The sequence below is a fragment of the uncultured Megasphaera sp. genome, from assembly GCF_958350005.1.
Classification (GTDB): Bacteria; Bacillota; Negativicutes; order Veillonellales; family Megasphaeraceae; genus Megasphaera.
In genome coordinates this window covers 1-18,491 of record NZ_CATWFF010000021.1, presented here as the reverse complement: position 1 = coordinate 18,491, position 18,491 = coordinate 1, and the positions used below count along the sequence as shown (strand labels likewise).

The following is an 18,491-nucleotide window of genomic DNA, read 5'->3' as shown; positions in this document are numbered from 1 at the left end:
CTCGTATAATAAGGCCATAGCAAGAAGTTAGTTATGTTTTTCACATTTACAGCATACACGCTCTCTGTTTATACATTCTTATTCTGAGGAGGAATCAGTTCCATGAATCAACAGTATCCGCACATCTTCTCTCCCTTTACAGTAAAGCGCACGACCTTCCGCAACCGCGTCGTCATGCCGCCCATGGGTTCCAACCTGGCTACGTTTAACGGCGAAGTATCAGAAGAAATGAAAAGCTATTATGGCCTCCGCGCTCTCGGCGGTACTGCCCTCATTACGGTAGAAAATGCCTGTATTGATTACCCGCTGGCTACAAACGGCACGCGGCAGCTCCGCATTGACAGCAAACAGTTTATTCCCGGCTTATACGAATTGACTGAACGGATCCACCGGTACGGCGCACTGGCATCGCTGCAGCTGAATCACGCCGGCGCTTCGGCCTATCCCGAACGCCTTGGCGGTCTGCAGCCTGTATCGGCCTCTGACGTACCTTCCAAAGCCGGCAATCCTGCCCCCCGTCCGCTGACAAAATACGAAATTCTGACGATTGTCGCCAAATACGCCGAAGCGGCACAGCGAGCTGTCCTGGCCGGATTTGACGTCATCGAAATCCACGGCGGCCATTCCTATTTGCTCGACCAATTCCTGTCGCCATTGTATAATAAACGTACAGATGAATTTGGCGGATCCTATGAAAACCGGGCCCGCTTCGCCCGCCTCGTCGTAGAAGCAGTCCGCAAGGCCATCGGCCCGTGGGTGCCCATTTCCTTCCGCATCTCGGCAGATGAATTTATTGAAGGCGGCAATACTCTGGAAGATACGCTGAAACTGCTGGAATACATCGTCGAAGATGTCGACATTATCAACGTATCGGCAGCGGTCAACGATTCTATTCAGTATCAGATTGACAAATGTGATTTACCCGATGCATGGCGCGCCTACCTTTCTGAAGCAGTCCGCAAAAAGTTCAACAAGCCAGTTATCATTTCCGGCAACATTCGCAATCCGGAAATTGCTGACAAGATCATTGCTGAAGAAAAAACGGACTTCATCGCCATTGGCCGCGGCCTCATTGCCGATCCGGCATGGGCACTGAAAGCCAAAAATGGCCGTACAGACTGCATTCGCAAGTGCATTTCCTGCAATATCGGCTGTGCTGATCACCGCATCGCCAAATCCCAGCCCATTCGCTGCACCGTCAATCCCTGCGTCACCACTGGCGAAGCCTACAAGAAACGCAAAGTCATCCGCGACATTCACGTCGTCGTCATTGGCGGCGGCACATCGGGCCTGGAAACGGCCTGCACAGCTGCCGAAGTAGGCTGCCGCGTCACCTTGCTGGAACGGGAAGGCGAAGTAGGCGGTCTGGCTCGTAAAATCGCCAGATTCCCGGAAAAAAGCCGTATTGAAGACTTTCCGGCTTACTTGGAAAAACGAGCTGCCCGCCTGCCGAATCTGACGATTAAACTGAACACGACGGCAACGAAAGAGATGCTCGCAGAATTAAAGCCCGACATTTTATACGCCGCCACCGGTTCCAAACCGATGCTGCCGCCGATTGAAGGTCTTCGTGAACTGACCGATGTGGAAGGAACGAATGTCAAATCCATTTACGGATTTATGGACAATATCCCTTATTTTGAAGAACATGCGGAAGGCAAAAACGTTGTCATCATTGGCTGCGGCGCTGTTGGCCTGGATGTCATGGAATTCTTTACGCTCCGCAAAGCCCACGTTTCCATGATCGAAATGATGCCGTCCTTTGGCAAAGACGCAGACATCGTTTCCAAATCGACCTTTAAGGAACTGCTGGACAAACACCCTGTTGACATGCATCTGGGTACAGCACTGCAGAAAGTATGCCCCGACAAATTTATTGCATCTCATGACGGCGAAACGGCAGAGTATCCCTTTGATTACGGCTTCATCTGCATGGGCCTCGTTCCGGATATTCCCGCTGGCGATCCCTTTAAAGCCTATGCCGACGAACAGGGTATTCCCTTCTGCAACCTCGGCAACAGCCGCAAAACAGGCCAGATTATTCACGGCACAGAAGAAGGACGCAATATTTTATCGACGATCGAAATGATCGGCGGTTTTGACGACGAGTTTTAAATTCAGGTACTACAGCAGGATCTGCCCCACCAGGTCCTGCTTATGACACATACATTATTATGATATCAGGAGGATATACCATGGGTAAAATTGCAGTTACAGAACGCGTTACAGGACATACGGAATTAATCGGCTTAATCGCCTATCCGATTCGCCACAGCATGTCGCCGACCATGCACAATGAAGCATTCAAAAAATTAGGCCTTGATTATGTATATGTCTGCTTTGAAGTAGATAATTCGACACTGGAAGACACGGTCAAAGGCCTGCGGGCCATGAAAGTCCGCGGCTGGAACGTATCTATGCCTAACAAAGGACCCATCACCCAGTATCTCGATAAATTGACGCCTGTTTCCCAGATCGTCGGCGCCTGCAACACTGTTGTCAACGACAATGGCGTACTGACCGGCACGATTACCGACGGCATTGGTGCCATGCAGGCTCTGAAAGCAGAAGGCGTCGAATATGTCGGCAAGAAAATGACCGTTATCGGTGCCGGCGGCGCTGCTACAGCCATTGAAGTACAGGCTGCTCTTGACGGCGTTCGTGAACTGACTATTTTCAACTTAAAAGATTCGTTCTTTGAAAAAGCACAGGAAACAGTCAAAAAGCTGCGGGAACGGACAGACTGCATCGTCAATCTCTATGATCTGGAAGACCATGCCAAACTGAAAGAAGAACTGGACAGCAGCGATATTTACATTGACAGCACGTCGTGCGGCATGAAACCGCTGGAAGACGTCGTGGCCATTCCTGATAAATCCTATCTCCGCCCTGATCTCATCGTCATGGATACGGTCTATGCACCGCGTCAGACCAAACTCATGAAATGGTGCGACGAAGTAGGCTGCAAAAACTTCAACGGCCTGGGTATGATGCTCTACCAGGGTGCTGCTGCCTTTAAGCTCTGGACCGGCAAGGAAATGCCTGTTGATTTCATTCGCGACGTCCTGTTCTAATCAATATTACATCAGAAAAGGAGAGTCCCTTATGGAACAAACACATTCCTATCGTCCGCTTTGCCTTAGTTTGTACATGAACTACTTTGTCCATGGCATTGGTGTTATCATTCTGGCACAGAACATGGACTCCTTAGCTGCCCGCTGGGGCAGTATTGCCGATGTAATGTGGGTTATTTCCATGCTCGGCATTGGCCGCCTGCTTGTTTTATTTGTATCAGGAAAACTATCTGACAAATACGGCCGTAAACCTTTTGTATTGCTCGGCATGATAACGTATATTGCGTTCTTCCTGGGAATATTGATCAGCCCATCTGCGATGGTAGCCTGCATATTTGGTATCCTTGCGGGGATAGCAAACTCCTTCATGGATGCCGGTACCTACCCTGCACTGATTGAATCGTACCCAGAAAGTGCCAGTACCGCAACGGTATTGCTGAAAGCATTTATTTCGGCCGGCCAGTTTCTCCTGCCCCTGTTCATTGGCTTACTGATCGCTGCCAATGCCTGGTATGGATGGTCCTTCATCGTTGCAGCAGCAATTATGCTGTTAAACATTCCCATCTTGATGAAAATGTCTTTCCCGTCTATGAATCCTGTAAAAGAAGAAAAAAAGGAAGACGGCGAAAGCACAACCAGCTCCGCATGGACGCCAAAGTCGAAATGGTATTTGGAAGGTATTTGCTTTGTCCTGTATGGATACATTTCTCAGGCAACCTTTTATCTGATTAGCCAATGGCTCACAAAATACGGGGTTGCCGTAGCACAGATGTCTGATATGGCAGCGCGCTCTCTGATGAGTTATTATTCCGTCGGTTCCCTGGCCTGCGTATTTTTCACCGCCTTCATTACAAAAAAAGGAATTCGACCGATTACTCTTCTCGTCGCTTATACACTCATTTCGACGTTGTCCATTGGCGCACTGTATTTCATTCCCTCTGGCTCCTTAGCTCCGATTTTGTCTTTCATCGTCGGCTTCTCTGCTGCCGGCGGCGTTATGCAGCTGGGTCTGGTTATGATGACGGAAATGTTCCCCAAAGGAAAAGGTACGATGACCGGCATTTTCTATACAACTGGCTCCATTGCTTCCTTTACCATCCCAACCATTACTGGTTATATGGCTACAAGCGGCATCAACAGCATTATGGGGCTCGACGCAGCCATCGCTCTGGCCGGTTTCATTGTAGCATGCATTATCTATATCCGCTATAACAGTGTAATGAAAGAAAGACCATCCCACTAACTCGTATTGATTCAAACCAGGAGGTATACTATGATAAAAGTTGGTAATGTTACCTTAGACAATGGCATGCCTAAAATTTGTGTCCCCATTGTCGGCCGTACAGTTGATGAATTAGTTCAGGAATGCCGTTATTTACAGGATAAAATATATGATGTCGTAGAACTGCGCATTGATTTCTTGACAGATGTTACATCGTTAGATGCAATCGGTACTGCCATAGAAGCTGTCCGCACCGAATTGCCTAATAGTGCAATTTTATTTACCTTCCGCACAAAAGAAGAAGGCGGCGAAACAGCTGTTCCAGAAGCATACTACTTCGAATTAATCCAATATGCAATCGAAAGCGGAAAGGTTGACGCAGTTGATATAGAATACTTCCGTAACCACGACAGCATTAAAACAACGCTGGACATTGCAAAAAAACATGGCATCACTGTTATCATGAGCAATCACGACTTTGACAAGACCCCATCTTTTGACGAAATCACCGAACGGCTCATTGGCATGAAAAAGCTGGGCGCCGATGTGGCAAAACTTGCCTGCATGCCCCAGTCTGCAAAAGATGTCCTGACGCTTCTCAGCGCTACGGAATCCGTAAAATCACAGTATCCTGATGAACCTATTATTACAATGTCCATGGGAAAATTAGGAGCTGTCAGCCGAATCAGCGGAGAAACCTTTGGCTCCGCCCTCACGTTTGGCTCCGCAAAAAAAGCATCTGCTCCCGGACAAATCGAAGTATCAACACTGCAGATGATTTTACGCGCTCTTCACTAATCACACAGTTGTAAAAATAATAAAAAGGTTCGTTGGCCTAAAGTCAGCGAACCTTTTTATTATATCCCAACATCATGACACATAAATGAAAAAATAGATAATTACTTTTCCAACGACTGAACCAATGCCGTCAAATCATCGAGTACTTCTTCTATACTCTTGTGATTAGGAATCGTATAATCGGCAGATTTACGGTACATATCAATCCGTTCATTATACAAATCATATACTTTCTGCTTGCCGTCCTTCAACAGGGGCCGCGTCGATACATCTACGTCTGATACGATGTCGTCCGGCGCACGGTCGATGAAGATAATAATGCCGGTCTGTCTGAAAATGTCGATATTAACCGGCCGTTTGACGACACCGCCGCCGCAGGCGACGACAATGCCCCGTTTGGCTGCCAGAGCCTGGCTCGACCGGGTTTCAGCATCGCGGAAGCAGTCTTCGCTGACTGCAAACAATTCTTTAATCGTCTTCCCTTCCTGCTGAACAATGAAATCATCGGCGTCGATAAATTCCCGCTGCAGACGCTGGGCCAGAGCTTTGCCAAAAGTAGTTTTGCCGCTTCCCGGCATGCCGATAATGATGATATTTTTCTGTTCTTTAGTCATAGTAGTGTTCCATCTCCTTCGCAATTTGTTCAATGACAGATGATTCAATATGGCGTCCCATCCAGATTTCTTCCGAGCCAATAGCCTGGGCGACAAGCATGTACATGCCGTTCAGCGTAACGGCACCGTGCTTCTTCGCATACTGCAGGATTTTCGTATCTTTCGGATTGTAAATCAAATCGACAACAGCCGGATACCGGGCCGTCAGTTCTTCCGTAATCGGTGACGAGTCGACGTCAGGGAACATGCCTACAGGCGTGCAGTTGATGAGGACATCGGCACGTTTGCGGCGAGACAGTTCTGCATAATTAATCAGCTCTGCATCGACATGATGGCTGAACGTATCAAAGTCCGGCTTTCTGTGGGGACAGCGGGACACGACAGTCATACTGGCTGCACCATGATCGGCCAGATACTGCATAATGGCCCGGGCCGCACCGCCAGTGCCGAGGACAACGCAGTTCTTTCCGGAAACAGCAATGCCGGCATGGTCCAGAGACCGGCCAAATCCGCTGTAATCCGTATTATAGCCAAAACATCCTTTATCGGTAATATGAATGGTATTGACAGCGCCGATAATACGGGCTTCCCGCGATATATCCGTCAGAAAGGGCATGACGTCCAGCTTATAGGGAATGGTAACGTTCATTCCCGTATAATGCTCTGCGTTGAGACGCTGCAGCTCATTGGGTATATCGTTGCGGTCCATTTCCAATAATCCATATTGATGCTGTGTCTGTTCATGCAAAATCTTGAATAACTTCTCGTGAATAGCCGGTGAACAGCTATGTCCCAATTTTCCCCCGATCACTCCTAATTTCATCTGCAATTCCTCCTCTATCTGCCGGATAGTTTCCCAATATTTTCAAATAACTGCAATGCTTGCTTAAATCGTCCAGAGCCCGGGCAATTCCGGGGTCCTGTAAATCTCCCATAACATCAATATGGAAGAAATATTCAAAAGGCCGTCCCTTAATAGGCCGCGACTCCAGATGGGTCATATTCATGCCATTATAAAAGAAATAGCCTAACACATGGTATAACGCACCTGGTTCGTGCCGTACTGTAAGAACGAGGGTAATCTTATTGCGTCCTTCTCGTTCTTCATCCTGTGCGGCAATGACAAAAAAACGGGTAAAATTCGTTGTATTATCATTAATGGCTGACTGCAGAATATCCAGGTGATATAGTCTGGCAGCTGTCGTATTGGCAATAGCTGCCGTATCCTTTCGCTGCATCTTCGCCACAAGTTCGGCACTCTGAGCCGTGCTGAAATAGGGATTCAGCTTCCACTGGCTGTGGTGTTTCAGGAAGTCCCGGCACTGGGCCAGTCCCTGGGGATGGGAATAGACAGTGCGGATATCCTCCAGACTCACACCAGGAAGAGCCAGCAGATGATGCTCTATTTTGACGTACTTTTCGCCTACAATATGACAATCATATTTATGGATTAAATCGTATACTTCCGTAATGCCGCCAGTCGAAGAATTTTCAATAGGCACAACACCATACTGCACAGTGCCGGAAGCAACGGTCTGAATAACGTCTTCAAAATGATCGCAAAAGGTCGGTGCAATCTGCTGTCCCTGAAAGCTGTCTTCCATAGCCTGGGCACTGTACGAACCAGGAGCACCGAAGCAGGCAATGCGAATCGGTTCTGCACCTATCGTTTCCGTCATGGCCATTACCTCCCCTGCTGTGCCGTCAGCAGCAGATCCAGCAGCGTCCAGGCTGTTGCCGCTTCGACGACCGGCACGGCACGCTGGACGATGCAGGGATCATGGCGGCCTTTAATTTCCAGGGTGCAGTTCTTTTTCGTATCCAAATCAATCGTTTCCTGCGGTTTGCTGATCGACGGCGTCGGCTTAACAGCGACGCGGAAGACGACAGGCATGCCGTTGGTAATGCCGCCGTTAATACCGCCGTTATGGTTCGTCCGCGTTTTGACTGCCGTACCGTCGTAATAGAAGGAATCATTGCCTTCCGAACCTTTCATGCCGGCAAAGGCAAAGCCATCGCCAAATTCAATGGCTTTGACTGCCGGAATGGAAAACATCATCTGGCTGAGATGACTTTCTACGGAATCAAACATGGGATCGCCCACACCGGCAGGAAGACCTACAGCCATGCACTCGATGATGCCGCCGACAGAATCGAGATCTTCTTTGGCTGCACGAATGGCTTCAGCCATCATAGGTGCGCAGCCTTTATTCAGTACTGGCAGCGTTTCTGCCTTCAGAGAACGCAAGGTCTCTGCCGTTTCACCGACAGGAGAAAACCTGCGGTCTACAACGTGCTGAATTTGCAGAATATGAGAGCCTACAGTAATGCCGCGGCGAGCCAGTATCTGTGAAGCTACGGCGCCGGCAAAGACAATGGGCGCTGTGAGACGGCCGGAAAAATGGCCGCCGCCGCGGTAGTCGTTATAGCCGCCGTAGCGAATATTGCCGCTGTAATCGGCGTGACCGGGGCGCATCAGATGGCGCAGCTGATCGTAATCTTTGGAACGGTGATCGCCGTTTTGAATGACCATGCATAAAGGCGTTCCCGTCGTATGGCCGTTAAAAAATCCGCTTTGAATGACAAAAGCGTCTTTTTCCACCCGTGCCGTAGACATATCATTGCGGCCTGGCGCACGGCGGGCCATTTCCTGACGCACACCGTCCCAGTCAATGACTTCTCCTGCCGGAAGGCCATCCAGGACGGCACCGATAGAAGCGCCGTGGGATTCGCCAAATACAGTCAGAGTAATAGTCTTGCCAATTGTGTTCATCTTCTAATCCTCCTGCCGGTATATGCCGCCTAAGCTGGCGAAATCCTGCCAAAATTCGGGGTACGATTTGCGCACGCATTCGGCGCCTTCTATGACCAGGGTGCCGCTGCACCGCTGCGATGCTACAGCCAGGGCCATGGCGATGCGGTGGTCGTTCCAGCCGCTGACGCGGCCGCCGGTCAGGCCAGATACGCCGTGAATAATCAGCCCTTCCGGTTCTTCTTCCACATCGGCTCCCAGTTTGTTCAGTTCCGTCGCAATAGCATGAAGGCGATCGCATTCTTTCAGCCGCACCCGGCCGGCATTGATAATCCGCGTAATCCCTTTGCTGCACGTTGCCAGTACGGTCAGCACCGGCACCAGATCGGGGCAGTCTTCCACGTCGATGACGCGGCCTTCCAGCAGGGACGGGCAGGCAGTCAGTTCCGTCTTTCCTTCAATCTGACCGCCCATTTGCCGGATAATGGAGACGATAACTTCATCGCCCTGGGAAGAATGAGGCCGCAGACCGGTGCAGCAAATGGCTTTTCCCAGTGTCCCTGCAGATAACCAGAATGCCGCCTGTGAATAGTCTCCTTCAACGACATATTCGCCATTGCGGTACTGCTGATTTCCCGGAATATGATAAGAACCGTTCCAGTCTTTGTCGATCTGAATACCGTGCTGGGTCAGGCAGTCAATGGTCATGTTGACATAACTTGCCGATTCCAGCGGCGTCGTGCTCTGCAGATGGGAGTCACCAGACAACAGGGGCAGCGTCATAAGCAAACCCGTAAAGAACTGGGAGCTCACGTCGCCGGCCAGGGCATATCGGCCTGGGCGCAGCGTTCCGTGCACGGTCAGGGGCAGAGCGCCGTCTGTCGTCGTATAGGCAATATGCTTTTCATCAAATATTGTATAATATGGCGCAAGGGGCCGTTTGGCCAGACGGCCCTGTCCATGAAAGGTTACGGTATTGCCGCTCAGAATGCCGACGGGAATCAGAAACCGCAGCGTCGAGCCCGATTCATTGGCATTAACCGAAAGCGGCTGGTCCTGCCGCTTCAGGCCGCCGCGCACACAGTATGCAGCCCGGCCGGGATGGCTGGAGGGAATTTCCTGTATATCTGCACCGAAGGCCTGCAGAATCTGGCAGGTCGCTTCAATATCCTGGGAAGGAGAAATGTTATCGACAACGCTTTCACCGTCTGCCAGGGCTGCGCAGATAAGGTCGCGGTGACCAATGCTTTTGGACGACGGCGCTTCTACCGTTCCCTGCAGGGTATGGGGAGTAATGACTACATTCATTGGTTTTCTCTCTTTCGTATATACTTGGGCAGGTCTTCTGCTGCCAGCGGCAGCAGCCGGCACTGGCCGATGGCTTTTAAAATAATCAGCGTCATATGATTGCCGCGCATCTTTTTATCATTGGAAATATAAGGCAGCAGCTCTTCAGCCGACGCCGTTACGTCTACAGGCAGTCCATACTGCTCCAGCACCTTGCGGAGACGGGCCGTCGTTCCGGCTTCGGTCAGCCCCATAGCTTCGGTCACGCCAGTCAGCATGGACATGCCGGCAGCAACGCCTTCACCGTGCGTATAATGGCCAAATCCATAACAGCCTTCAATAGCATGGCCAATGGTGTGGCCAAAATTCAGCATCATCCGTTCCCCTAAATCGAGGACATCCCGTTCGACCAGACGGGCTTTGCTGGTACAGCACCGTTCAATAATTTCTTCCCAGTACGGAAAAATCGTTTTATCATTCAGCGTTTCCAGCAGTTCAAACAGCTTTACATCGTGAATGCAGCCGTACTTAATGACTTCGCCCATGCCGTCGTGAATAAACCGTACCGGCAGGGACCGCAGCAGTTCCGGATCGATGAGGACGCCTTTGGGCTGATAGAAGCTGCCGGCCTGATTCTTCCCGCTCGGCAGGTCGATGCCGACCTTGCCGCCGACGCTGCTGTCGACCTGGGCAATAATGGTCGTAGGAATCTGGATGAACGGAATACCCCGCAGAAACGTAGCTGCCGCAAACCCGCCCAGATCACCGACGACGCCGCCGCCAAAGGCGATGATGTAGTCGCTCCGCGTTACACCGGCATCGGACAGCTGCTGGTACAGCGTCAGCAGGGAGCTGGCACATTTATGCTCTTCTCCTGCCGGAAATACGATGCGGTGAACGCGAAATCCTTCGCCCGTCAGAGACCGTTCCAGCCGGTCCCCATACAGCGAATCCACCGTTGTATCGCTGATGACGGCCAGGGTCCGGGACTTTGTCATATTGCGAATAAATTCTCCTGCCCTGTCGAGGAGACCGTTTTCAATATGAATATCATAGGAGTCCTTGCCTAAATCAATGTGAATGTGTTTCATGAACTAATTCCCTTCTCCGCACGGCGGCTTTTTGTAAGTAGTCCGTCATATCCGCCGCATCTTCCTGCCGCAGCATATGCGCAAATTCCTGCAGTGATTCTGTGAATCGCTGAATTTCATACAATAAATTTTCCTTATTGGCTAAAAACAAGGTAGTCCATAAGGGGGCGTTAATGTCGGCGACCCGCGTGCCGTCACGGAAGCTGCCGGCGACAAAATACTTGGTATGGGAACTCATGGCTTCGCTGTTGACCAGGGCCGTTGCCAGGACATGGGGCAAACTGCTCGTGTAGGCAATGAGCTTGTCATGTTCTTCCGGCGATACGGTGACGACGTGAGCACAGCCCAGTGCATAGGCCATAGCCTCGATTTGCTGAATATGTTCCAGCCGGTTATGCCGGCACGGCACGATAATGTAATTGGCGCCGTCAAAAATCTCAGCCCGCGACATACCATACCCCTGGCCTTCTCTGCCGGCCATAGGGTGCCCGGGAACAAAATCCAGGCCAGGCGGCAGTATTTCCTGAATGACCGCCCCTGTCTGCCCTTTAATGCCGGCCACATCAGTCAGCAGTGTTCCGGGCTTAAAGAAATGTCCATTATCACGAATGAACTGAATCATCGTATTGGCAGCCATGCAGAAAATAACCACACTGGCCTGAGCCAGTTCCGGGCAGCCTTCCGTATATCCTTCGTCGATGACGCCGTCTGCTTTCGCCGCTTTCAGCGCCTGTTCATCAATATCCACAGCCAGAATATGCTGCACCCCCAGACGGCGAAACCCTTTGGCATACGAGCCGCCAATGAGGCCGAGGCCGACAATACAGACGGTCTGATTTCTGCTGAACCTGCTGTCTTCCTGTTTCATCCCATACTCCCCCATTATGTCGTTCTATAATTCCCGTCCTACAATCGGCGCAATCTGGCGAAGGGACTGCATGAGCCCGTCAAACATCTTCGGCGTAATCGACTGCGCCCCATCGCACCAGGCATGATCCGGATCGTTGTGTACTTCTACCATGACCCCATCGGCACCGACGGCGATGGCCGCTTTGGCCAGATCCTCTACCATCCACCGTTTCCCCGTAGCATGACTGGGGTCGACGATGACCGGCAGGTGGCTCAGCTGCTTGACGGCCAGGACAGCACTCAAATCCAGGGTATTGCGTGTGTACGTTTCAAAAGTCCGGATGCCCCGTTCGCAGAGGATGACGTCATGGTTGCCGCCGGCCATAATGTATTCTGCCGACATGAGCCATTCTTCAATAGTCGCGCACAGGCCGCGCTTCAGCAGGACAGGCTTGCGGATTTTGCCGACTGCCTTGAGGAGGTCAAAGTTCTGCATATTCCGTGCGCCAATTTGAATGATGTCGACATTGTCCTGCAGAAACAGGTCGATTTTATCAGCCGACATGATTTCCGTAACGACCGGCAAATGTACTTTCTTCCCGGCTTCGCACAGCATTTCCAGTCCCTGATCGCGCAGTCCCTGGAAGGAGTATGGCGACGTCCGCGGCTTGAAAGCACCGCCGCGAAGCATCGTCGCTCCTGAGGCCTGAATATCCCGGGCTACGCCTTCAATCTGTTCCGGTGATTCTACGGAACACGGCCCGGCCATGACGACCAGCTTCTTGCCGCCAATCTGTACGCCTCCTGCATTGATGACCGTATCTTCCGGATGAAAGGCCCGGCTGGCCCGTTTGTACGGCGCATCGACGCGAACGACCTGTTCGACATATTCATAGCCGCTGATCTGTTCCGTATCCAGAACGGACGTATTGCCAACAAGGCCCAGAATGGTCTTGCGGGCACCTTTGCTCACATCAATCTGCAGTCCTTTGGAACGAATCATCTTGGTCAGTGTATCGACAAATGCCTGCGGTGCATTCGGTTTCAGTACGATAATCATGATCGGTAGTCCTCCTTTTTCCATAAAAAAAACAGGCTCACATGAGCCTGTCTGAATGCGTTCACCCTGTAATCCTGTATCTGCCATACCGGCGTTTTACCAGAAAATTATGGCACAATCGGCTGAAGTTGTCTCATGCGTACATTGCAACTATTGAATTTGTCGTAGCAAAAATAGCCAGCGCTAAAATAAAAGTAGCCCCAGCTAAAGTACGTAAAGACATATTCAATTGCATGTTGTACGAGTGACATACTGTTCATGGCGATTGATCTCCCTCAGGCACGCTATATGGTGCTGTGCCTTTCAAAATGTGTTGTTGTCATTGTATACCCGTCCTGCCAGATTGTCAATACAATTGACCTAAAGTTTTTCATTTCGTTTACATAAAAAGAGGCTTGTCCTGCCGAATATATTTACAAAAAAAAAGTCTGTGCTATAATATGCTGTAACTCAGTCTGTATTCGTAACTCATTCGCAAGACTGTACATCTACTGCCACAGGAGGGAATACCCATGGGAATCCAAATCGAATTCATCCGAAAACTGCCATCACCGCAGGATCTGATGGAACAGTTTCCGCTCGACAAACACGTACAGGAGCTCAAAGCAGCCCGCGATGGTGTGCTCAAAAACATCTTTACCGGCGCTGACGACCGCTTTCTCCTCGTCATCGGCCCTTGTTCTGCCGATAACGAAGACGCCGTTGTCGATTACGTCCATCGCCTGAAAGGGGTGCAGGAAAAAGTCGCCGACAAGCTGTTTATCGTTCCCCGCGTCTATACGAACAAGCCCCGTACCATCGGCGTCGGCTATAAGGGCATGCTGCACCAGCCTGATCCGGAAGGCAAGGAAAACATGCTGGGCGGTATTATTGCCATTCGGGAAATGAACGCCCGCATTGCCAGAGAAACGGGATTTACGTGCGCTGAAGAAATCCTCTATCCCGAAGTATACCGGTATCTGTCAGATATCTTGTCGTACGCTGCCGTCGGCGCCCGTTCCGTCGAAGACCAGCTCCACCGCATGATTGCCAGCGGCGTCGGCATTCCCGTAGGCATGAAAAACCCGCCGTCCGGCGATATTTCGGTCATGCTCAATTCCATTGCCGCTGCCCAGCATTCGCAGGAATTTCTGTTTCACGGCTGGGAAGTCCGCACCCAGGGCAATCCCCTGGCCCATGCCATCCTGCGCGGCTATGTGGATAATTTCGGCAACAGCCTGCCCAACTACCACTATGAAGACCTTCACGCCGTTCTGGAAGCCTACGAAGAACGGAAGCTGGCCAATCCGGCCGTCGTCGTCGATACGAACCATGCCAATTCCGGAAAAAAATATCTCGAACAGATCCGTATCGCCAAAGACGTCATGCACAGCCGCCATATGTGCAGCGATATCCGCCGTCTGGTCAAAGGCCTCATGATCGAAAGCTACATTGAAGACGGCAATCAGAAAATTACAGAAGGAACGTATGGCAAATCCATTACCGACCCCTGTCTGGGCTGGGAAAAAACGGAACGCCTCATTCTGGAATTAGCCGACCTGGTATAATCGCCGGGCATAAAAATACCCTCACTCTTCTCATTGACGAGAAAAGCGAGGGTATTTTTATGCAGTAAAATTAAATCGTATCGAGCAGTACATAGCCTTTGCCGCGCAGGAATGTTTCTGCTTCCGGTTCCCGTGTTCTGAATACAGCTACAGGCGTAACGGTCTTGCGGTTGAACGAAATATACAGGTAATCGACGCCGACGTTAGCTGCTTCCAAATTGGCCAGAATCCCGTCCAGACTCCCTGGCGTATCGGCCATGTCAATGGCAATAACCCGGTCCATGCGGCACTGATAGCCTGCTTCTTTCAGCTTGACCAGCGCTTTTTCCGGATCTGTCACAATAAGGCGGATAATGCCGAATTCTGCGCTGTCATTAGCCAGCATCGTATAAATATTAATGCCATTTTCTGCCAGCACCGTCGTCATACGGTGCAGGGCTCCCTTCGTGTTTTCTGCAAATACAGAAACCTGATGCAACATAGTTGTCCTCCATTTCTACACAAAAAAAGCAGGCTGCCATGAGCCTGCTTTCGATTCCTCCAATGCTTTTCCCCATTCCTCAGCATCTTGCTTCAGGCTGCAGCGAAAAGCCGTCTCATGTCGTTGTCCTGTCGATGAAATTGGATGTACGCAAAATAGCCGGCGCCAGCAAAAAAGCTGCTCCAGCTAAAGTACGTAAAGACATATGCAATTTCATGCAGCACCTGCGACATCTCTTTCATTTGGATGGTCTCCCTTGTGTCCTTCATTAAAATTTGTTGTCGTCATTGTATACCGAAAGGCCCTGCCCTGTCAAGGACAACTTTATGATTTTACCATGGCTGCGGGACGGCTGTCGTGACGACGCGGAAGGTATAGCCCTGCGAGCGGAGCAGGCGGATAATTTCCGGCAAAGCCTGTACTGTCGCTTCGTGGCCGGAAGCATCATGCATTAATATAATTAAATGGGAATGTAAATACGGTCTTGCCTGCAGCTGAGACTTCAGGTTTTCCACTTCTGCTGCCGCCGTTTTTCCCGTGCCGTCGGCGTCTCCTGTCAGTGCATTCCAGCCAACTTCAATATAGCCGCGATCGGACAGTGCCTGCCAGTATTCCTTTGTAAAGTGTCCCGATGTACCGCCTGGCGCCCGGGAAATAATAGGCCGCACGCCAATGGCCTGATAAATCAGTTCTTCTGTTTGCGCCATTTCCTGCATATATGCCTGAGGCGAGGCATATATTTTCTTGTAGTCATGACTGTACGAATGCATGCCAATGGCATTGCCGGACTGATAAATGCGCTTGACCACATCAGGATAGCGTTCTACGTTTTGTCCCGTCAAAAAGAACGTTCCATGAATTCCTTCCCGAGATAATATGTCCAGTATGCGGCTCGTATTTTCACGGTTCGGGCCGTCATCAAAGGTCAGATAGGCTACCCGTTCTCCGTAAAAATATTCACGCTTGCCGCCGTACGACAAAGGAAGGCCTTTTTCTTTCCGCATGGCTTCTGTGTACTTGTCGTATACAGGCAGTTCATTATCCACTGCCGGCAGAGAAAAGTCATCACCTATATACGCAACCTGAAGAGACGCTGCCGGTTCTGCCGGCTTTTCAGCGGGACTGTCCAGGCGATGCTGGGCCTGATACAGAAATACGCCGCCAACAGCCAGGGCTGCGATGAAAACGCAGCCCAGCAGCAGTTTACTTACCTGCTTCATTAATATGCTACGTATTGGCGAATCGTGCAGGTTTCCCGATAGCCGTCAGCCAGTACGCTGGCAGCCAGACCAAAGCCTTCCAGTTCATCCAATAACGCCTCCGTCATGCGGTGCTGTACGGCATTATATCCCGTACAGAACAGAACCCGCTTACACGGCATGCCGCGGAACATACCGCGGGGATGCATAATCAGTTTGGCCAGCATCGCCGGCGTAATGATGGCACCTTTAGCCCGGCCCATAATTGTAAGAGCCGTATCAATGCCTTCGACCTTTTCCGGCGACAGAGAATTGCCCAGCATCTGCAGATTCAGTACGCCAATGACCGTATCGCAGTTAGCCGGCAGAGGCACATCATCTGGCAGCGGCGCCTTCAGCCACTTGTCTTTTGCTTCATCCCCTTCAATAAGGATATACCAGGCCGGATGATGCTGCTTAATCTGTTCAATCACTTTTGTCGGAAGACCGATATACCGGTCTTCTCCGTCAAGTCCCCAGAACCAGGCCGGCACATGACCGCCGGCAATGCGTTCGGCACAAAAAGCTTCCCCCTTTTCCACATCTTCTGTGCAGATGACATCAAAGGGTTCTACATTATCAATACGGGTACTGTCCATGGGGACCGTACTGCTGACCATAATAGGCAAGTTGCCGCCATGGCCATATGTCCCCAGCCGTTCCAATACAGTTGTCTTGCCGCCGGCACCGACAATAGCCGTAATGCCTGGCTGCAGCATCCGCAGCCAGCGATTATCCTGAAACATGGTCTGCTCCTCCTTTTTTATACACATCCAGTTATTTCTTTTTCATGGACTGCAGCTGCGCACTGTGTCCTTTCCAGGCCGCTTTAATCAGCTGGCGCACCATATCCACTGTCAGACTGCGCCGCTCCTGTTCCGAACTGGTTCCGTAATTGCCGAATTCCAGTTCTTCACTGGCCAGTCGGGCTACATTTTCCCGTACGGCCATCCCTTTTTCCGTCAGCTCATCACTGGCAGTCCGGGCCAGAGCAGCTACGCCGGGACGACCGCCGACGACAATGCGCCACGTATCATCGCCATACAGCGACACGGCCCCGGTCAGATAGGGCTCATCTGTCGGCACCATCCGATATGCGGCATACGCCGTATAGACCACTTCCCGGGCAATAACAATGTGACTGATCATCTCACCCATAGGCGGGCAGGACAGATAGTCATTCAGATTCATTCTGCCCTTGTCCTGCAGCGCAACATCAACCGTAAGCGACAGCAGCACCGGCAGTAATTCAGAAAAAGGCGGCTTCGCTGCCACCAGGCCGCCAATCGTGCTTTTCCGTTTCCATGTACGGTCTTTCACCTCACCAAGGCAGCGGCAAATGGCTCCGCCGGCAATATCCCGTACCAGCGGCGACTGTTCCAGGCCGGCCATCGTCACCATGGCACCTACAGCAATTTCATCGTCTCGATCTTCGATTTGATTCAGACCGATACGGGATAAATCAACAGCAACATCGTAGTGATCATGTTTATGCTGCAGCCCCTGGGAACCGGCCAGAAACACGGCAGAACCAGCATCGTGGTATACTGCATAGGCTTCAGCCGGACTCTCCGGTACTACAGTCGTCTCGCTAGTAATCATTATACTTCCCCCCTTGGCAGTTATTTATTCTTCTGATACGCATCGGTACCTACATTGGGACGATGCATATCTACCAGAAAGGACCCGCCGTTCCCTTCTACAATATCATCAATAAGCGCATCTGTGCCGATATTATCGCACAATGCCATTTCTTCCGAGTATACCGGAACGGGCATGAGCAGTTCCACTGTCGTGCCGTCGCTCATTTTCAGCTCGCCCAGCTCACCTTCAAACTGCACGACCAGGACACCGGAAAACTGCGTCAGCCGTGAAAAAGGCAGGCATTGCTCCGTATTGGGCATCATAAACCCGTAGGACATCCACATATGATGGACGTGCGGAAACCGTCCCAGCTCCATAAGCAGCCAGATCGGCCAGGCCGCCGGATCAGACAGGGAAATCTGCTTCGCCGGAAAGGGCCAGTCAGCAGGCAGCATGAGACACAATTCGCTGTATGCACCCTGATCAGGCGTCAGGCTCCCAGATGGATAGGACTGGGGCTCTGCACTCATACCGACAGTATGGAGCAAATAAAACGGTTCTTCCACCGTCGGATACAGCAGCTCTACATCGACAGCCAGAGGACTGGCAACGGGATCTGTAATCAGCTTCCATTCCCGCCGCGGAAAGAGACGCCGAAAATAATCCTGTACCTGCCGGCTGTATTCGCGATGCTGAGGCCGTATCTTTTTCACATCAGTCATGGAAAAAAAACGGGGCATCTGCGGCACACCGATTCGCATCCTAGTCCCCCTCCTATCTTATACAAATACATAGTATATTATACCACACAAGCGTTCTTTTCACATCGACTTTATGCAGGTATCTCCCAAATTGCATAAGCGATTCACTCCGTTTTGTGCGTCTCTTCGTTCC

Annotated in this window: 18 protein-coding genes; 5 read left to right on the top strand and 13 right to left on the bottom strand. The window is 51.0% G+C overall.

Annotated features, from left to right (window positions below; genetic code table 11):
• Positions 1-102 precede the first annotated feature (102 nt).
• From Q3886_RS02525 to aroD, 4 genes are all read left to right on the top strand, one after another.
• The gene (locus Q3886_RS02525) at positions 103-2,115 is read left to right on the top strand and encodes an FAD-dependent oxidoreductase (protein WP_301859591.1); all 2,013 of its coding nucleotides are present in this window, start codon (positions 103-105) and stop codon (positions 2,113-2,115) included.
• An 80-nt stretch (positions 2,116-2,195) separates the two neighbouring features.
• Positions 2,196-3,074: a shikimate dehydrogenase gene (locus Q3886_RS02520; protein ID WP_301859590.1), complete on the top strand. Its 879-nt coding sequence runs from the start codon at positions 2,196-2,198 to the stop codon at positions 3,072-3,074.
• A gap of 31 nt (positions 3,075-3,105) precedes the next feature.
• Entirely contained in the window at positions 3,106-4,317 is a 1,212-nt protein-coding gene (locus tag Q3886_RS02515; RefSeq protein ID WP_301859589.1) for an MFS transporter, read from the top strand.
• A gap of 30 nt (positions 4,318-4,347) precedes the next feature.
• A complete protein-coding gene (gene aroD, locus Q3886_RS02510; protein WP_301859588.1) occupies positions 4,348-5,094 on the top strand; it encodes a type I 3-dehydroquinate dehydratase in 747 nt (248 codons plus the stop codon).
• Between the two features lie 101 nt (positions 5,095-5,195).
• Here aroD and Q3886_RS02505 read toward each other — a convergent pair whose 3' ends face one another.
• Genes Q3886_RS02505 through aroF form a run of 8 tightly spaced genes read right to left on the bottom strand, consistent with a single transcriptional unit; the run spans position 5,196 to position 12,747 of the window.
• A complete protein-coding gene (locus Q3886_RS02505) occupies positions 5,196-5,708 on the bottom strand; it encodes a shikimate kinase (protein ID WP_301859587.1) in 513 nt (170 codons plus the stop codon).
• Entirely contained in the window at positions 5,701-6,531 is an 831-nt protein-coding gene (gene aroE / locus Q3886_RS02500) for a shikimate dehydrogenase (RefSeq protein ID WP_301859586.1), read from the bottom strand. Before aroE ends, Q3886_RS02505 begins: the two co-directional genes overlap by 8 nt.
• Positions 6,494-7,387: a prephenate dehydratase gene (pheA, locus tag Q3886_RS02495; RefSeq protein ID WP_301859585.1), complete on the bottom strand. Its 894-nt coding sequence runs from the start codon at positions 7,385-7,387 to the stop codon at positions 6,494-6,496. Before pheA ends, aroE begins: the two co-directional genes overlap by 38 nt.
• A 5-nt stretch (positions 7,388-7,392) precedes the next feature.
• The gene (aroC, locus tag Q3886_RS02490; RefSeq protein ID WP_301859584.1) at positions 7,393-8,481 is read right to left on the bottom strand and encodes a chorismate synthase; all 1,089 of its coding nucleotides are present in this window, start codon (positions 8,479-8,481) and stop codon (positions 7,393-7,395) included.
• Between the two features lie 3 nt (positions 8,482-8,484).
• On the bottom strand, positions 8,485-9,768 hold the full coding sequence (gene aroA / locus Q3886_RS02485; protein WP_301859583.1) for a 3-phosphoshikimate 1-carboxyvinyltransferase: 1,284 nt from the start codon (positions 9,766-9,768) through the stop codon (positions 8,485-8,487).
• Complete coding sequence (gene aroB / locus Q3886_RS02480; RefSeq protein ID WP_301859582.1) at positions 9,765-10,838, bottom strand: 3-dehydroquinate synthase; 1,074 nt, start codon at positions 10,836-10,838, stop codon at positions 9,765-9,767. Before aroB ends, aroA begins: the two co-directional genes overlap by 4 nt.
• The gene (locus tag Q3886_RS02475; protein WP_301859581.1) at positions 10,819-11,706 is read right to left on the bottom strand and encodes a prephenate dehydrogenase; all 888 of its coding nucleotides are present in this window, start codon (positions 11,704-11,706) and stop codon (positions 10,819-10,821) included. Before Q3886_RS02475 ends, aroB begins: the two co-directional genes overlap by 20 nt.
• Before the next feature lie 24 nt (positions 11,707-11,730).
• A complete protein-coding gene (gene aroF, locus Q3886_RS02470; protein WP_301859580.1) occupies positions 11,731-12,747 on the bottom strand; it encodes a 3-deoxy-7-phosphoheptulonate synthase in 1,017 nt (338 codons plus the stop codon).
• 518 nt (positions 12,748-13,265) lie between these two features.
• Between aroF and Q3886_RS02465 the strand changes: the two genes are divergently transcribed.
• Positions 13,266-14,294 carry a 3-deoxy-7-phosphoheptulonate synthase gene (locus Q3886_RS02465; RefSeq protein ID WP_367881544.1) on the top strand — a complete coding sequence of 343 codons (1,029 nt, stop codon included), beginning with the start codon at positions 13,266-13,268 and terminating at the stop codon, positions 14,292-14,294.
• 70 nt (positions 14,295-14,364) lie between these two features.
• On the opposite strand, the gene Q3886_RS02460 is transcribed toward Q3886_RS02465, so the two are convergent.
• The 5 genes from Q3886_RS02460 to Q3886_RS02440 all read right to left on the bottom strand — a co-directional run bounded on the left by Q3886_RS02460 (position 14,365) and on the right by Q3886_RS02440 (position 18,358).
• Positions 14,365-14,775, bottom strand: coding sequence for an ACT domain-containing protein (locus tag Q3886_RS02460; protein ID WP_301859578.1), 411 nt, complete (start codon positions 14,773-14,775; stop codon positions 14,365-14,367).
• A gap of 332 nt (positions 14,776-15,107) precedes the next feature.
• A complete protein-coding gene (locus tag Q3886_RS02455) occupies positions 15,108-15,995 on the bottom strand; it encodes a polysaccharide deacetylase family protein (RefSeq protein WP_301859577.1) in 888 nt (295 codons plus the stop codon).
• A complete protein-coding gene (yqeC, locus tag Q3886_RS02450; protein WP_301859576.1) occupies positions 15,995-16,759 on the bottom strand; it encodes a selenium cofactor biosynthesis protein YqeC in 765 nt (254 codons plus the stop codon). The genes Q3886_RS02455 and yqeC overlap by 1 nt, the downstream gene beginning before the upstream one ends.
• A gap of 31 nt (positions 16,760-16,790) precedes the next feature.
• Positions 16,791-17,615 (bottom strand): FAD binding domain-containing protein, encoded by an 825-nt coding sequence (locus tag Q3886_RS02445; RefSeq protein ID WP_301859575.1) that lies wholly within the window; start codon positions 17,613-17,615, stop codon positions 16,791-16,793.
• Between the two features lie 20 nt (positions 17,616-17,635).
• On the bottom strand, positions 17,636-18,358 hold the full coding sequence (locus Q3886_RS02440; protein ID WP_301859574.1) for a suppressor of fused domain protein: 723 nt from the start codon (positions 18,356-18,358) through the stop codon (positions 17,636-17,638).
• Positions 18,359-18,491: the final 133 nt, after the last annotated feature.

Excerpts from the sequence above, each read along its gene's own strand:
- Q3886_RS02525 (WP_301859591.1), top strand. The coding sequence starts at position 103 with ATGAATCAACAGTATCCGCACATCTTCTCTCCCTTTACAGTAAAGCGC.
- Q3886_RS02520 (WP_301859590.1), top strand. The coding sequence starts at position 2,196 with ATGGGTAAAATTGCAGTTACAGAACGCGTTACAGGACATACGGAATTA.
- Q3886_RS02515 (WP_301859589.1), top strand. The coding sequence starts at position 3,106 with ATGGAACAAACACATTCCTATCGTCCGCTTTGCCTTAGTTTGTACATG.
- aroD (WP_301859588.1), top strand. The coding sequence starts at position 4,348 with ATGATAAAAGTTGGTAATGTTACCTTAGACAATGGCATGCCTAAAATT.
- Q3886_RS02505 (WP_301859587.1), bottom strand. The coding sequence starts at position 5,708 with ATGACTAAAGAACAGAAAAATATCATCATTATCGGCATGCCGGGAAGC.
- aroE (WP_301859586.1), bottom strand. The coding sequence starts at position 6,531 with ATGAAATTAGGAGTGATCGGGGGAAAATTGGGACATAGCTGTTCACCG.
- pheA (WP_301859585.1), bottom strand. The coding sequence starts at position 7,387 with ATGACGGAAACGATAGGTGCAGAACCGATTCGCATTGCCTGCTTCGGT.
- aroC (WP_301859584.1), bottom strand. The coding sequence starts at position 8,481 with ATGAACACAATTGGCAAGACTATTACTCTGACTGTATTTGGCGAATCC.
- aroA (WP_301859583.1), bottom strand. The coding sequence starts at position 9,768 with ATGAATGTAGTCATTACTCCCCATACCCTGCAGGGAACGGTAGAAGCG.
- aroB (WP_301859582.1), bottom strand. The coding sequence starts at position 10,838 with ATGAAACACATTCACATTGATTTAGGCAAGGACTCCTATGATATTCAT.
- Q3886_RS02475 (WP_301859581.1), bottom strand. The coding sequence starts at position 11,706 with ATGAAACAGGAAGACAGCAGGTTCAGCAGAAATCAGACCGTCTGTATT.
- aroF (WP_301859580.1), bottom strand. The coding sequence starts at position 12,747 with ATGATTATCGTACTGAAACCGAATGCACCGCAGGCATTTGTCGATACA.
- Q3886_RS02460 (WP_301859578.1), bottom strand. The coding sequence starts at position 14,775 with ATGTTGCATCAGGTTTCTGTATTTGCAGAAAACACGAAGGGAGCCCTG.
- Q3886_RS02455 (WP_301859577.1), bottom strand. The coding sequence starts at position 15,995 with ATGAAGCAGGTAAGTAAACTGCTGCTGGGCTGCGTTTTCATCGCAGCC.
- yqeC (WP_301859576.1), bottom strand. The coding sequence starts at position 16,759 with ATGTTTCAGGATAATCGCTGGCTGCGGATGCTGCAGCCAGGCATTACG.
- Q3886_RS02445 (WP_301859575.1), bottom strand. The coding sequence starts at position 17,615 with ATGATTACTAGCGAGACGACTGTAGTACCGGAGAGTCCGGCTGAAGCC.
- Q3886_RS02440 (WP_301859574.1), bottom strand. The coding sequence starts at position 18,358 with ATGCGAATCGGTGTGCCGCAGATGCCCCGTTTTTTTTCCATGACTGAT.